Here is a 14,355-nt window from a genome sequence, read left to right on the forward strand (position 1 = left end):
ATGTAGATTTCCTTGGTCTCTAATAGGTGCCCAGTTTGTGCTCAGAATTCATGAAAAATGATGAAAATAAGTATAAATAAAATAAACAGATGCTTTGAATAAAAGCTTTTGTAACTCATGATAGGCTTTTACTAGGTTGAGGGACCAGCGGGTGAATGACCCGTGAAGGTTCAAGTCCTCTCGGCCGCATCAATGATACCAAGGGTAATAAAGAGATCCTTGGTATTTTTTGTGCTTATTTTTAAAAGATCTACTGCCCGCTTACCTAAAGTAAGTCATCTGCAGTAGACATCGCACAAATATTTTCATCTTTATAGGTAGTTACTAATGCCTCAAACTCCAATTTGCCAAAGCAGAGAAAGTGCTGCTAAGCAAGGAAGAATACCAAGACTTCGAGGAAAATGTTTGCTGATGTTGAAAATTTTTCGATTGAAGTCGCTGATTATTTTCATGAACGAGGAAGCTTAATGCTCTCTACGAAAATTAAAAAAGGGGAGATTATTGATGAAAATCAGCCGGTGTCTATTGGCTGCAGTGATTTTAGGTAGTGTATTTTCAATAACTTATTTGCAAAGTGATCAAAATACTCAAACTATCTGGACAATACTTTGCTTGGTTCTTATTTGTCGATAGTCGCCGTAACGAAAGCACTAAACAACACCTTAAAGAGATTCTTTTGATATGACGGACACATATGACAGTTTGTGATTGTCAAAATTCAATGTTTAATCCTTGTTCAACTTACCCAGTTCAGTTAAAAGATTGTTAAAATTGTGATAAATGTATGAAAGGATTAAATGTTCATATCGAAACATTAGGATTACAGGGAAGGGGAACAAATACATGTCGATATACCAAAAATAAAACCATTACCTAAGAAATGTTTCTTTATTTACAGCTGGATTTAAAAAATAATTTTGTTAGGTGTCATGCAATAAATTCAATTGTCGGTGATTGGCCTGTTTAAATGCATCCATTATTTCATACCCGGTGCTACTTATTTCTGTTGTAGTCTGTATACTGATTAATAGGTAAAGAAAGTCGAAAAGGTATACGACATTCTTCATACAAATTAAAGTTTTGAATGAAAGAGCAGGATTACTCCTGCTCTTTTTCTTTCTAATTGGGCTAGATTAAACGCAGACGGTTATTCCTTGGGAAAAACAAAAAAATTTCTTCTATCCATTGACTAGCTTGGCTTTAGCCGGGTTTCTATCACCCTGTTGGGCTTGTCAGATTTTAAAAAGGTATGCTACGTTTATAGTGTTTTGTTTCACCTGATTGCGGGGTAATAAAGATAGAATCAGTAAATAAAGACGTAATGGAAGAACTAAAATATAGGTTTAGGATCCTTTGAAGAAATAAAAGTTTTTTTTCGATTGTGATAATATTCACAATAGAGCTGTATGAAGGGGAATCATTTCTCCAAATAGTCTGCAGAAAATACCAACCACAGCCCAAGGATATATCACTAACCGCTTTGGCTGGTATTATCTGTTGGATGTTTCTCTTTTTGTTGCTTTTTGTATTATTTTTAGTCCAATCGGCAAAAATAAGTTAAGGAAACCAGCGAAAAAACTGAATTTCATCCTTCTTTCCTGGTTTACAATGTTATTTGGCGCTGGTATGGATATTCGTCTAGTCTTTTAAGGTACAGTTGAACCAATCATCCACTATGCCGTTAGCTCTCCATCAGGTGAAACAGAAACCCCCAGACTTTAGAGAAGCATTACGCTATACATTCTGGGACTGCATGCTTGGACCGTTTATACGCTTGTATAATGTGGATTTGATAATTAAGGAGTCGATATTATTAAATGAAGTTTAACAAGAAAAAAATTAACGTTGTAGACATTCAAAAAGCGAAGAAAAGCGTGTTTGCTACAGGGATAGGAAACGCGATGGAATGGTTTGATTTTGCTTTATATTCTTATTTGGCAGTTATTATTAGTAAAAACTTTTTCAGTCCGGTTCAAAACGATGAATTAAAGTTAATATTTACTTTTGCTACATTTGCAATTGCCTTCTTACTTAGACCGGTAGGCGGAATTATTTTTGGTAAAGTGGGTGATAAATTTGGTCGGAAAATAGTATTAACAATTACTATTTTAATGATGGCTTTATCTACTTTAATAATTGGTGTGCTTCCTACCTATGACCAGATTGGTGTATGGGCCCCTATATTATTACTCTTAGCTCGTATTCTGCAAGGTTTTTCTGTGGGTGGAGAGTACGCTGGTGCAATGGTATATATCGCAGAATCTTCTCCAGATAATAAACGTATAAGGTTAGGCAGCGGTTTAGAAATCGGCACATTATCTGGTTATATAGTAGCGTCTGTTTTAGTTACAGTACTTTTCTGGACTTTATCTGATGTTCAAATGAATAGTTGGGGATGGAGAATTCCTTTTTTCTTGAGTATTCCAATAGGATTATTTGGTTTATATTTGAGAAGTCATTTAGATGAATCACCAATCTTTGAAAATGACATCTCTGAAAACCAAGAACAACAACCAGGTTTATTAGAAGTCATTAAAACATATAAAAAAGATATCTTTTTATGTATCGTATTTGTGGCATTTTTCAATATAACCAATTACCTATTGTTAGGTTATATGCCTTCTTATTTAGATGAGAACCTTGGTATAAGTGATAATATAAGTACACCGGTTACAGCAATTGTATTGATTATTATGGTACCGTTCGCTTTAACTTTTGGTAAATTGGGAGATAAATTAGGAAATAAAAAAGTTATAACAATTGGATTAGTATTAGGAATTGTATTTTCGATTATCTCTTTTCAATTTCTTAATATGGGGAGTCTAATATTCTTATTTATAGGACTTTTAATGTTAGGTATTGTATTATCTGTATACGAAGGTACTATGCCAGGATCTTTACCTACGTTGTTCCATACTGACATTAGATATCGAACATTATCCTGGACATTCAACTTATCAGTTTCTATTTTTGGCGGAACAACACCTTTAGTTGCTTCTTGGTTAACCCATGTGACAAGAAACAATTTGGCGCCGGGTTTCTATTTATTAGCAGTTAGTTTAATTGGCTTAATAGTTGTGTTAACCTTATTTAAAGATACTTCAGGTAAATCTTTAAAAGGTTCTTACCCAACAGTTGCTTCTAAAGCTGAGTTTCAAGAAGCTGTTGAAAATCCAAAAGATTCACTGTGGTGGAAAATGGAACAAACAGAAAAGGAATGAAAAAAACATCCATTTAATTGACCGGCTACTCGAAATACAGACTCAGAGTAAGCTGGGATTATCCGAGCAGCAATGACTGCAGCTCTTTTATATTCTGGAGGGCTTACTGCTTTGCAAAAGCAGCGTTGCTATTCTCGATCGTCATTATTTTATTGATTGTGTCCTAATAATAAAACATTGACGCAAGAACGAAGAGAAATTAAAAGGTCCGAGCAATACAGCAAAATAAGAAACGAGAAGCTTTGTTATGCCAGTTCTTCTCCCGAAGGAGAGCTGGCTTTTTATTTTCTATATGGGGTCCAAAGCAGAAAACGAGAACTTGTACGCTAACTAATAATCCTATTGTTTTTATCAACAAAGGTTTTTTGGATATGAAGAGGGTGAACTGGTGAAAAAATGGAGTTTGTTGTGGAGTTAGCTTTTCAATTAGGGACATCTCAACAACAAAATAATAACCAGCCCGATTAAAAAGCTCATCAAAAGTTCCATTATTCCAACGTGAATATATTTGCGATAAGTTATTGAATCAATAATACGATCCACTCAATTATTTGAGTGGATCTGTTTGTTTTTTATTTATTTGCAGCAGTCTCTAAGTGACGAAACAATAGATGAATTAAAACCCTTTACGCAGCCATGTTGCGGCAAGATCAATTGCTCCGCGCGCAGCTTCAGTTTTAGCTAAGGCGTTGAGCATCACGAAATCGTGAATGATACCTAATGCAGTATTTGATAAAACCGGTTGTAATGAAGAAGAAATTAAAAGTTATAACAAGGAAATTCGTAATTTACTTAACATGCTGACAACTGAGCAATAGTTTTATGAATATAGATGGAGGGCCCTGCGGGTGAATAACCCTTGGAGGTTCAAGTCCTCTCGGCCGCATCAATGATACCAAGGGTTGTAGACGCCCTTGGTATTTTTTTTTGCGGAAAATTCATCTGTTACTGTATAGTAGGCCGTATGATTTGTCAGTCACCTTCATCCTTCTGCTGACTGCGTGCGGCGGTAGTAAATATGATAATGCAATTAATGAAGTGATTAAGCAGGAGAAGAAAGTCAGAAAAGAAATGCGAGCAGATTCAGATGAGTACAAAAGAGATAACGCCATAATTCGTGTATATGATGACGGGAAGTTTATTCAACTTGCGTTTTATCAGCCAGAAGAAAGTTCTCGCAAGCTTACTGCTTATTCTTATTATGAGAAGCTTGGAGATTCTTATGAGAAAATGACACATATGCCGGGTGATAGTGATGGCGACCGCCTTGGTCTTTATAAGAAAACACCTGATTATAAAGAGGTTAAAAGCAAGGAAACAAAAACAATGTGCTTGTTCATTCCTGATAGGGGAACAATTGTTTCACCGTTAAGTTGTTGTGTGAGAGCCAGTATGTTAAAATGCTACGTAGATTTAATAATAAAGTTTAGATTCAAGGAGATTTATTTATGAAGTTGGATGAATTTACCATCGGACAGGTTTTTCAAACTAAATCTTTTGAATTAACAAAAGAGAATATAATGAATTTTGCAGAAGTGTATGACCCACAATACATGCATTTAAATGAAGAAAAAGCAAAAATGGGCAGATTTAATGGAATTATTGCTTCTGGAATACAAACGTTATCTATTACGTTTAAGCTTTGGATTGAAGAAGGGTGTCATGAAGACGATATTATTGCTGGGACAGGAATGAATAATATAAAATTCCTAGCACCCGTTTACCCTAATGATAAACTGCACACTATTGTTAAGGTTATTGATAAAAAACCAAATAAAAGCCAGACGGGGATACTTACTGTATCGTTATCTACCTATAATCAGAAAGAGGAAAAAGTGTTTGAAGGGGAGTTATCAGTATTAATTAAACGCTAAATGACTTTTGTGGCATATCATCGTCACCTTTCATTTTTTATAGGTGTCTGGATGAAATAAGCAATCATCTTAATGAATTGAGTGGACTTTGAGTCTGCTCTTTTTTATTTGCTCAACCTATGTCAAGAAACAAAGGACTAACAATAACGAAAAAATCATCTCGTAAATACGAATTTAAACATTGCTGACTTGAGGTTTTTTGCATATTCCTCTGTATCATTGCACCGGATGAATATCTATAATAAGCGTTCTATCCTTCGATGTTATGTTTCCTTTTTACTTTTTGGTTTTGTCAGTTCAAAGCTGTACTTTACCATGTCATGGATTTGGTGCTCTGGGAGTCCCTCATCTAAGGTAAGAGTATTCCAATGCTCCTTGTTCATATGGTATCCGGGCTTGATTTCTTCAAAAAGACCACGTAGAAAATCAGCCCTTTCAGGTTCGCATTTAAGGTTGACACATAAGTGTTCGTCGCGAGTGAAGATAAGTGCAAATATTTTCTTATTCCCTTTGTGCCGAATTGCAGTCCAACCATCTCCAAAAGGATGGTCTTCATAAGAGTTTGGAAAGGTTAGGCAGTAATCTTTTATTTCATCATAATTCATTATCAATTCACTCCATACCTCATTATTTTTATATACAGAACATATTTGTTCAAACTAAGATTTGCGGTTTCTTTTATACCAATCCGAGATTTCCTCAAGTCTTTGTTTGAACTTAGCTTCTGAACCTTGAGTTGTTGGATAGTAATACTCACCCCTATTAAAGAATCTGGCATCGTCTGCATTGTCATTAATTTTTCCTCTGTATCATGAGCATATTTATATCCCTTACCGTAATCTAAATCTTTCATCAAAAGGAGCAGACTTTATGTCTGCTCTTTTTTTGTTCATGAAAAAGCCATTTTTCTTATCCCCAGTCTGATAAAAGATTTTCTGTGAAATCATTTAACAATTATTGGTCAATTTTTCTTTTTCAATAATATCCTTTACCACATCCTCAATTGTGATATGCCCAAGAGCTTTTTCCAAGGCAGATTGGGCGATTTCAAATATTGGACCAATTGTACTTTGAATGTTCCGGCCTACAGGACATTGAGGATTGGGATTTTCATGTATACTAAACAATTCTTTATCTTGAACAACATGAACTGCTCTATAAACATCAAGTAAGGTGATTTCAGTTAAATCCCTCGCTAATTCAGCTCCTGCAATACCTGGCCGAACTTTTACTAAACCTGCTTTTTTCAGCATCCCCATAATTTTTCTTATGAAGGCGGGATTTGTATTTACACTTCCAGCTAAAAATTCAGAAGTGCTAATTCCGTCTTCATTTATTTCAATAAGAGCCAATATATGAATTCCTACAGCAAAACGGCTGCTAATAGACATGATTTCTTCACCATCCTAATTACGTTACACTCTTTATAGTACACTTGTAACTGAATGTATTACAAGTTCTTTTACTCTAATATGCTCAATTAACAAGATGATAAAAGTATTGACAAATAAACGAGGTGTAACTAAAATTATTACATGTAATCAATATGGTTACATTTGAAATTTTGAATGATTAGGAGGACTTTAAATTGAAAATTGGAATCATTGGTGCAACCGGAAAAGCTGGAAGTCTTATCTTGAAAGAAGCGGTAAGCAGGGGACATGAAGTAACTGCAATTGTAAGAGATGCTGCAAAACTTAAAGAGGAAAAGATTTCAATCATTGAAAAAAATATAATTGATCTTACATCGGATGATCTAAAAAAGTTAGATGTAATAGTTAATGCCTTCGGTGCTCCATTAGGAGAAGAACAGGCACATGTAGATGCTGGCCGGGCATTAATTAGGGCATTAAAAGGAACGGGTACAAGAGCCGTAATTGTAGGTGGAGCAGGGAGTCTTTATGTAGACGAAAATAAAACTGTCAGTGTAATGGATACACCTGATTTCCCGGAGATTTTTATTCCAACAGCTAAAGGCCAAGGTCGTAACTTGCAAGAACTAAAGGAAACTTCTGATATTAACTGGACATTTATCAGTCCTTCAGCGGTATTTGACCCAGACGGGAAAAGAACTGGATTTTATCAGTCAGGAAAAGATCATCTTCTTGTGAATTCGAAAGGCGAAAGTTATATCAGCTATGCAGACTATGCAATTGCAGTATTGGATGAAATTGAAAATCCAAAACATATAAATGAACGCTTTACAGTTGTTGGAGAAGCTGAATAAGTGATTGAGTAGAAACAAAGGGGTACCATTAGTGTCATCGCTAATGGTATCTTTCCTTCTAAGAATGTACGGAGACATTGAAAACTTTGCAATCAGAGCAGCTGATTTATTCGAGTTGATGATAGAGTAGGTGCTTAGTGAGTTGGACCAAAAAATATGTATAAATAGCTCTGACTAAAACCTTTGTGGGTTAGTTAGAGCTTTTGTAAACCCACTCGTTTTCGTGAGTGGGCTTTTTTAAAATACATCTATCAACATGATATTTATTATTAAGTACGGTAAGGGGTCCGTCAAAACTTCTAAATTACAGAAGTTTATTTTCATGGTAGTTTAATCATGATGTCACTTTCGAATAATATTGATTAAACTTGATTGAATAGATCAAGACATAAATAACGATTAGTGCGGCAAATGTGTTTAGAACAATTAATGAGTGATTCAAGCTAAAGAAACTGGTCAAAATGCCGACTCCAATTGGAGGGATAATGAATCCGGAATAAGCGCACAAATAAAATGCTGATATTACTCTCGGTCGTTCTTCCGGCTTAGGCAGCTGTCCGGCAAACCTTAATGCTGCTTGGAACGACCAACCGGCGCCGACCCCTTGGATAAGCATTCCAATCCAGAGCATCCATAAATCGCCTGTCTGTCCGGAGAAAACAATGATCCACGGACCGATGGCCAGCAATACAATTCCGATGCGCATTCGCTTAACTGGATTCTGTACCCACGGGAAGAATTGTATCAAGGCAGCCACGCCTAAGAGTATGAACACCAACACACCTGCTAATGAGAGATTAGAGGAGTGAATGACGTTTTTGACATAGGAAGGAATGACGGAAAATACGATTCCGCCTAACATGAAGAATGTAAAAGCCGGAAGTCCAATAAATGAAATAAAATGGGTTCGTATATTTTCCGGTATACCGAGCGAAATTTTTGTATTCAGCGGTTTTGGTTCTTCTTTAAGACTCGGTAACATTTCCAGAAGTACCAAAGAACTCAATAGCATGGCAAGCAAAAGCCAAAATGGCATTCGAAGCGGCTGAACCTGCACATATTGCAACACTAGACCGGATATAGCCGGACCCATGCCGAATCCAACGTTTACGAATACTCCCGATAACTTAATAGCAGTACTTAGATGCTGGCGAGAGGTTTGTGATAATAAAAATGTGGTGGCCGTTCCTGTAAAAGCGCCATATGCAATGCCTTCCAAAATCCTTGCCGCAAATAGCATCCAGACGTTCTGGCTCCCTATGAAAAGCAACGTTGACGCGATGGATAGCCAGATGCTGATGCGAAGGATCTTCTTTAATCCCCAGGTGCTCCCCTTGGCTCCTACGATTAGCAAGGTCGGAACCAAGATAACGGCATAAACAGCAAACAACATTGTAATCTCTAGGCTGCTCATTTGATAGTGACTCCCGTATATAGGGAATAATGATGAAATATAAGTGGCTCCGCAAGACATCATCAGAATAATCCAAAACATTCTCTTCATCTTTCGTTCTCCTCGCATTTTATTAGTAAATCCGTTTTATTTGAGAATGATCGTTCTCAATAGGGTAAAAAAATTATTTCTTTAAAATGGATAATGTCGTATCCACGATCTGCTCTAATTTATCTCTGTTATCTGTTGTCTTGATCATCACTCGAAGCCCGATTAAAGCATTATTTATATATTGGGATAGTAATTCCGCGTTTAGCATCTTATCGAGTTCTCCGGACTGCTGACCTGCCTCAATGAGTTCACGGATTAGACGCTCTGTATCGGTTAATCGTTGATCTACCCAATCCTTACATTCGGAATCATGCAGAGCCAGTTCAACTGCTGTGTTTACGATCAAACATCCTTTAGGGTATTCGCCTTCTCCTCTAGTAATGACTCTATCGAACAACTGCCGGATTGCTTCAACCGCAGTAAGATTCTCTTTATTGATTTTTTTCTCCGACTGCAGTTGAGTGTAACGGTTTAAAGTCTTAATGTATAACGAATGCTTATCTCCGAAGGTATCGTACAAACTTCTCTTGTGCACTCCCATATGGTTAACTAAGTCTGTCATGGAAGTTTTCTCATACCCTTGTTCCCAAAATAAACGAACAGCTTTAAGCAGTACTGCATCTTCATCAAATTCCTTGGTTCTAGCCACTAAATTCCCCTCCTTGTGATGGCAATCATAACATATTGAGAACGATCGGTAAAGAATAATTATGATCCATTCCTCTTCTTATCTTTAGAACGATCCTGTCATTTTGTCATAAATGGGGTCAATCTAAGATTGGGAAAGATCAGTTTCAAAAGATTCTTTTTTTCTTTAAACAGTGGCTATTTTAAGATACATTGCACCAATGACATGTCATGTAACTTTTTGGAAATAAAAACTGCTCCATTTTTACTCCACAATATAATATTCAAAGGTTTTATAATAGAAAACACAGTTTCACTTTATTGTGGACCCAGCGGGTGAATAACCCGTGGAGGTTCAAGTCCTCTCGGCCGCATCTCAATGATACCAAGGGTTTTGACACCTTTGGTATTTTTTTGTTGTAAGTGCATGTGGCATTAAAAAAGTGCTGACCTCTGCACAAAATCTTTGCGCGAGTCTGCACTTTTATTCTGCAAGATACACTGCCCATTATCATCGATTACGGGCGTTTATTTAATCCGTTCTTAGCCGAGCTGATACCTGGCTTTTAGAAGTTTTTTTTAAGTGGGTAAAACCAACAAATTTTTTGCCTTCTTCATCCCATAGGCGGAACTTTAACGACTTAATACTTGTTGCCAGTGTGATGGTCGGAACATTTTGCAATGGTTCAGTGTTGTTATGCACGATTTCAAGCTTATAGTTTGGGACTCTTGGGCTTAAATGATGAACATGATGGAAACCGATATTGCCTGTCAGCCACTGCATGACTTTTGGAAGCTTATAAAAAGAGCTTCCTTCAACGGCTGCTTTTACATATTCCCAATGCTCATCTTCTTCGAAATATGAATCCTCAAACGTATGCTGAATATAAAACATCCAAATTCCGAGGGATCCCGATATCATAAAAATTGGCGTCTGGACCAGCAGAAAGTTTTGCCAGCCGATAGCCCAACATAAAAGTGCTGCCAAAGCGACGATCCCCAGGTTCGTTACATATGTATTCATCCGTTCTTTGCGTTTTGCCCCTTTACGATTAAAACGATTGGTAATCCCGAAGACGTAAATCGGTCCGATAATAAACATAACAAACGGATTTCTGTACAAACGGTACATTATTTTTGTCTTAGTTGAGGCTTCTTTATATTCCTCAACAGTCAGTACCCAAATATCGCCCGTTCCGCGTTTGTCCAGGTTGCTGCTTGTCGCATGATGGACAGAATGATCGTGTGCCCAATGATCAAACGGATGCAGAGTCAGAATTCCTGTAATTGTTCCAAGGATTCGATTCGCCTTTCGGTTCTTAAAAAAGGAATAGTGGCAGCAATCATGAAAGATGATGAAGGTTCTCACTAAAAAACCTGCCGCAACGACAGAAATCGCTGATGTAAGGATATAAGAAATCGGCAAGCTCTTATAGGCCAAACACCATAACAGGAAAAACGGCACCAATGTGTTAATGATTTGACAAAGACTTTTTTGTAAATCGGACTTTTCATAAGGGGTAACCAGTTTTCTCAAAGTCCTTAGGTTTTGTTCATTCATTTTTAAAAGCTTCCCCTTCCCTGATGTTCTTAATCTGCGTATAGAAAACGTTTTATTGCCTTTGAAGTCCCAGCTGTCATACTCCATGTATGATAAGTATCTTTTCTAATCCTATGTAAAATTATTGAAGGTCAGAAACTGATCTCCATCTCGATTAAATCTTTATTAGCAATGGCCAGCCGGGATACAAAAAGCGTATGAAGATTATACCCGGCTCTTTATCGGGCCAAACTCTCTCCATGCTCCCCTATGTGAATCGGTTTATTTAGACCGTAAACATTGATTGTTTGAGGAACAAACATGACAAGTTAATACCGTTAAAATAGGGGGTATACTTGAATGATCGTTTGGAAACATCTGCAGAAACAAAGCTATACCAGTGAACAGCCAAGAATATCTAGTACTTGAACAAGAAACAGCTGAGCTTTTTAAAGAAATCTTTAACAATCAATATGAAGTACTGGGTTTGAAGACACTCGTGATTCATGTTCACGGTGTTTTCAAACCATAGTTATTAATAGGCATCTTATTTTGCACTCGTATCGACAGGTTTAACAAATAAAACATGAATGAACACATTATTAATTTGCAGTTATTTCCGTTTCGTGCTATGATAAAGGGGAATTATTTTTGTTCGTGTAAAGGATAGTATGAATATCGACTTTTCGTCTTGATGATACTTTGGGCAAGGATAGTAATACAATGTGTAACACACTAGGAGGCAACAAAAATGGAACAAGGTACAGTTAAATGGTTTAATGCAGAAAAAGGTTTTGGATTTATCGAACGTGAAAATGGAGACGATGTATTCGTACACTTTTCTGCAATCCAAAGTGACGGATTCAAATCTTTAGACGAAGGTCAAAAAGTAACGTTTGACGTTGAGCAAGGTGCTCGTGGAGCTCAAGCTGCTAACGTTCAAAAAACTGCTTAATCTTTAATCGTTTATACAAACAGGCTCTTTATACAGGGCCTGTTTTTTTATGTTCTCTGTATATACTGAATAAAAAAACCCTACTCAACGTTCGAGTAGGGACAGTTGCTACAAGGTAAGAAAAAGGTTTAAAACCTCAAAGGATTGTTTACAGTATAACATACCGGATTGACGATATGTGGAATATATATAAATGATTTGTTTTTATGTTCTCAATATATCTGTATGTTATTCTTTGTTACATTTCGCATATCTCTAATATGAAAAGAAGATAAACAACTGCTATTCACTGTCGCAAGAGATGTAAGAAATTCTTAAAGATAAAGAGGAGAGTGGTTGTTTTTTCTTCCGGAAATAATCACTTAGACCTAAAACAATGAAAGCCCTGCCTCTCTTCCATCCTTACGGCTCCTTGTCCGTGCCAGTGTGAATCAGGATTACAAAAATCAAGTGACTATTTCATCGAAATTCAAATGTTCGTTGAAGAAAAAAATAAAACAGATTAGATTGTTGGGGTAATAAAAGGGGTTAATGTTTTAAAAGTAAGTTGAAGAAGTTAAACATCTAATCGTAATATTCCGAAAACTTTCGGGTGCTTTTTGGAATGCAAAACATTATTTAAAATTAGCCTTAGCAGAAACTTTTTATTTGTTTTTCAGTGATTCCTTTAATGACTTCCAGTTCACTAATCAAAAATTCATATGCATGATCCAACATTTTTTTTTCGCTTGAATTAAGTGCTTTTTCTTTCTTCATCCGTCTTAAATCACGTACAACTTCAGCGCCTTCTTGTATTTCACCCGTTTTTATTTTGTTCGTGTTTACTATATACCTTTGCTTCCACGGCAGTAGCCTATCTGATTCTCCATGCTGAAAAATGTGTATAATGTGTTTTAATGCACGTATATCAGTAACCGGCCGTATATTTGAACTCAATATTTTACGCGTTGGAATCATAACTGTCATATTACTGATTGACATTCTTATGACATAATACTGTTGTTTTTCCTCTAAGAATTGTTTTTCTTCTATGGCTTCAATTGTACCTGCTCCGTGCATTGGATAAACAATGTTATCGCCAATTTGAAACATATCATCCACCTCCATATATAGGAACTTAACTTAAGGTTATCATATGTGGAGTGAGATATCAAATTTTTAATGATAACATGGTCATTTATTGGTGTCAATAACTTTTTTAAAAAAACAACATCAAAACAAGAGGGAACCTGTGGGATTCCGGCTTTCATAACCAATGAAATGTTGAGGGTCCAGCGGGTGAATAACCCGTGGAGATTCAAGTCCTCTCGGCCGCATCTCAATGATACCAAGGGTTTTTGATAACTTTTGGTATTTTTTATTTCTTTTTAAAACATGTGTTTTGTGGCCAAAAGAGTCCGCTGCTTATAGGAAGTCGTCCGGTTTGCCAGCCATCCTTTGAAGAGTCTTTTTATTTTCCTTAGTGTATCGGTTATTCTGCTGACTGCGTGCGGCGGAATGAGATATGATAATTCGATTAATGAAATGATAAAATAGGAGAAGAAAGCCAAAAAGAAATGAGAGCAAATTCAGATGCGTAACACAAGAATAACTCATCGTGATCGTATTCGTACACATTTTTACAGAGGAGGACAATTATGATTGGAATACTGGCAGGAATGGGGCCAAAATCTACTGGGCCATTTGTAGATAAGGTAGTAGACGAGTGCCAAAAAATATATGGAGCAATACACGACATGGATTTTCCTCATATGATGATTTATTCTTGTCCGACTCCTTTCTACATGAATAAACCTCTCAATCATACGGACATGGAAAAGGCAATTATTGAGGGGGCTGTAAAGCTTGAAAAAACGGGTGTTGATTTTATTGCAATCCCATGTAATACCGCACATATTTATTTTAATCAAATAAAAAAATCGCTTTCAGTCCCTTTACTAAACATGGTTGATGAAACCATAAAAAAAATACCTAAAGGCTCAAAAAAAGCAGCTCTTTTAGCCACCGTTCCTACGGTTCAATCTGGAATATTTCAAGAAGCGTTAAACAGAGAAGGTTATGATTTTTTACATCAAGATAGTTGGCAAATCTATGTCGATCATATAATAGAAAAGATTAAACAAGGTCAAATCAATGAGGCTGGTACATTATATGATGAATTACACCGTAACTTAGCAGCAAAGGTTGATACGGTTATCATTGCATGTACGGATTTAAATATGGTCACGGATCAAAAAAGCAGCGAACTTACCTTTGTTGATTCATCAGCTTGTCTCGCTCAAGCCATTGTAAATAAGTATGTATCATTAACAAAATGAGCCGTCTGATTTATCAGCAAATTCAGGGCGCTTTTTTTCCGTTAAAGCGCCCGGCTTCGGCAGATACATGATCCTCGATTACTTCTTTA

The 14,355-nt window shown here is 36.4% G+C and carries 13 protein-coding genes and 5 pseudogenes; 11 read left to right on the plus strand and 7 right to left on the minus strand.

The window, feature by feature from the left end; genetic code table 11:
- Positions 1-392: 392 nt before the first annotated feature.
- The 5 genes and pseudogenes from RUW00_RS18775 to RUW00_RS18790 all read left to right on the plus strand — a co-directional run.
- Positions 393-548 (plus strand): annotated as a pseudogene (locus tag RUW00_RS18775) (tetratricopeptide repeat protein); the annotation flags it as partial.
- Entirely contained in the window at positions 505-633 is a 129-nt protein-coding gene (locus tag RUW00_RS18780) for a hypothetical protein (protein ID WP_223204396.1), read from the plus strand. The pseudogene RUW00_RS18775 and the gene RUW00_RS18780, both read left to right, overlap by 44 nt.
- Positions 590-708: pseudogene (locus RUW00_RS23050) on the plus strand (IS1595 family transposase); the annotation flags it as partial. The gene RUW00_RS18780 and the pseudogene RUW00_RS23050, both read left to right, overlap by 44 nt.
- Before the next feature lie 705 nt (positions 709-1,413).
- A pseudogene (locus RUW00_RS18785) lies at positions 1,414-1,779 on the plus strand (BCCT family transporter); the annotation flags it as partial.
- A 38-nt stretch (positions 1,780-1,817) separates the two neighbouring features.
- A complete protein-coding gene (locus RUW00_RS18790) occupies positions 1,818-3,221 on the plus strand; it encodes an MFS transporter (protein ID WP_021495073.1) in 1,404 nt (467 codons plus the stop codon).
- Between the two features lie 616 nt (positions 3,222-3,837).
- Here the strand turns inward: RUW00_RS18790 and RUW00_RS18795 are convergent.
- Positions 3,838-3,942, minus strand: a pseudogene (locus RUW00_RS18795) (esterase); the annotation flags it as partial.
- Between the two features lie 227 nt (positions 3,943-4,169).
- Between RUW00_RS18795 and RUW00_RS18800 the strand changes: the two are divergent.
- Both RUW00_RS18800 and RUW00_RS18805 read left to right on the plus strand, forming a co-directional pair.
- A pseudogene (locus RUW00_RS18800) lies at positions 4,170-4,544 on the plus strand (cystatin-like fold lipoprotein); the annotation flags it as partial.
- A gap of 125 nt (positions 4,545-4,669) precedes the next feature.
- Positions 4,670-5,095 carry a MaoC family dehydratase gene (locus RUW00_RS18805; protein ID WP_280144869.1) on the plus strand — a complete coding sequence of 142 codons (426 nt, stop codon included), beginning with the start codon at positions 4,670-4,672 and terminating at the stop codon, positions 5,093-5,095.
- Between the two features lie 263 nt (positions 5,096-5,358).
- Here the strand turns inward: RUW00_RS18805 and RUW00_RS18810 are convergent, their stop codons facing one another.
- Both RUW00_RS18810 and RUW00_RS18815 read right to left on the minus strand, forming a co-directional pair.
- The gene (locus RUW00_RS18810) at positions 5,359-5,700 is read right to left on the minus strand and encodes an MmcQ/YjbR family DNA-binding protein (protein WP_015239219.1); all 342 of its coding nucleotides are present in this window, start codon (positions 5,698-5,700) and stop codon (positions 5,359-5,361) included.
- A 342-nt stretch (positions 5,701-6,042) separates the two neighbouring features.
- Entirely contained in the window at positions 6,043-6,486 is a 444-nt protein-coding gene (locus tag RUW00_RS18815; protein ID WP_021495071.1) for an Rrf2 family transcriptional regulator, read from the minus strand.
- A 197-nt stretch (positions 6,487-6,683) separates the two neighbouring features.
- Between RUW00_RS18815 and RUW00_RS18820 the strand changes: the two genes are divergently transcribed.
- Entirely contained in the window at positions 6,684-7,322 is a 639-nt protein-coding gene (locus RUW00_RS18820) for an NAD(P)-dependent oxidoreductase (protein WP_014416975.1), read from the plus strand.
- Between the two features lie 334 nt (positions 7,323-7,656).
- Here the strand turns inward: RUW00_RS18820 and RUW00_RS18825 are convergent, their stop codons facing one another.
- The 3 genes from RUW00_RS18825 to desA all read right to left on the minus strand — a co-directional run bounded on the left by RUW00_RS18825 (position 7,657) and on the right by desA (position 11,014).
- Positions 7,657-8,826, minus strand: a complete 1,170-nt coding sequence (locus RUW00_RS18825; RefSeq protein WP_280144870.1) for an MFS transporter — start codon at positions 8,824-8,826, stop codon at positions 7,657-7,659.
- 73 nt (positions 8,827-8,899) lie between these two features.
- On the minus strand, positions 8,900-9,475 hold the full coding sequence (locus RUW00_RS18830; protein WP_280144871.1) for a TetR/AcrR family transcriptional regulator: 576 nt from the start codon (positions 9,473-9,475) through the stop codon (positions 8,900-8,902).
- A 510-nt stretch (positions 9,476-9,985) separates the two neighbouring features.
- The gene (gene desA, locus RUW00_RS18835; RefSeq protein ID WP_280144872.1) at positions 9,986-11,014 is read right to left on the minus strand and encodes a Delta(5) desaturase DesA; all 1,029 of its coding nucleotides are present in this window, start codon (positions 11,012-11,014) and stop codon (positions 9,986-9,988) included.
- Between the two features lie 184 nt (positions 11,015-11,198).
- Here desA and RUW00_RS23055 point away from each other — a divergent pair, with 184 nt between their 5' ends.
- Together RUW00_RS23055 and cspC are read left to right on the plus strand one after the other, a co-directional pair.
- Positions 11,199-11,297 carry a molecular chaperone TorD family protein gene (locus RUW00_RS23055; RefSeq protein WP_072177240.1) on the plus strand — a complete coding sequence of 33 codons (99 nt, stop codon included), beginning with the start codon at positions 11,199-11,201 and terminating at the stop codon, positions 11,295-11,297.
- Between the two features lie 447 nt (positions 11,298-11,744).
- Positions 11,745-11,948 (plus strand): cold shock protein CspC, encoded by a 204-nt coding sequence (cspC, locus tag RUW00_RS18840; protein ID WP_003156143.1) that lies wholly within the window; start codon positions 11,745-11,747, stop codon positions 11,946-11,948.
- Between the two features lie 630 nt (positions 11,949-12,578).
- Here the strand turns inward: cspC and RUW00_RS18845 are convergent.
- Complete coding sequence (locus RUW00_RS18845) at positions 12,579-13,040, minus strand: CarD family transcriptional regulator (protein WP_061861882.1); 462 nt, start codon at positions 13,038-13,040, stop codon at positions 12,579-12,581.
- A gap of 545 nt (positions 13,041-13,585) precedes the next feature.
- Between RUW00_RS18845 and RUW00_RS18850 the strand changes: the two genes are divergently transcribed.
- Positions 13,586-14,266, plus strand: coding sequence for an aspartate/glutamate racemase family protein (locus tag RUW00_RS18850; RefSeq protein ID WP_280144873.1), 681 nt, complete (start codon positions 13,586-13,588; stop codon positions 14,264-14,266).
- The last annotated feature ends 89 nt before the right edge of the window (positions 14,267-14,355 follow it).

Source organism: Bacillus sp. IS1 (assembly GCF_032461585.1).
GTDB classification, from domain to species: Bacteria; Bacillota; Bacilli; order Bacillales; family Bacillaceae; genus Bacillus; species Bacillus velezensis.

What these genes read in the sequence shown, in the direction of transcription:
- RUW00_RS18845 (WP_061861882.1), bottom strand. Translation starts at nt 13,040, where the DNA reads ATGTTTCAAATTGGCGATAACATTGTTTATCCAATGCACGGAGCAGGT.
- desA (WP_280144872.1), bottom strand. Translation starts at nt 11,014, where the DNA reads ATGAATGAACAAAACCTAAGGACTTTGAGAAAACTGGTTACCCCTTAT.
- cspC (WP_003156143.1), top strand. Translation starts at nt 11,745, where the DNA reads ATGGAACAAGGTACAGTTAAATGGTTTAATGCAGAAAAAGGTTTTGGA.
- RUW00_RS18825 (WP_280144870.1), bottom strand. Translation starts at nt 8,826, where the DNA reads ATGAAGAGAATGTTTTGGATTATTCTGATGATGTCTTGCGGAGCCACT.
- RUW00_RS18780 (WP_223204396.1), top strand. Translation starts at nt 505, where the DNA reads ATGAAAATCAGCCGGTGTCTATTGGCTGCAGTGATTTTAGGTAGTGTA.
- RUW00_RS18815 (WP_021495071.1), bottom strand. Translation starts at nt 6,486, where the DNA reads ATGTCTATTAGCAGCCGTTTTGCTGTAGGAATTCATATATTGGCTCTT.
- RUW00_RS18790 (WP_021495073.1), top strand. Translation starts at nt 1,818, where the DNA reads ATGAAGTTTAACAAGAAAAAAATTAACGTTGTAGACATTCAAAAAGCG.
- RUW00_RS18850 (WP_280144873.1), top strand. Translation starts at nt 13,586, where the DNA reads ATGATTGGAATACTGGCAGGAATGGGGCCAAAATCTACTGGGCCATTT.
- RUW00_RS18810 (WP_015239219.1), bottom strand. Translation starts at nt 5,700, where the DNA reads ATGAATTATGATGAAATAAAAGATTACTGCCTAACCTTTCCAAACTCT.
- RUW00_RS18805 (WP_280144869.1), top strand. Translation starts at nt 4,670, where the DNA reads ATGAAGTTGGATGAATTTACCATCGGACAGGTTTTTCAAACTAAATCT.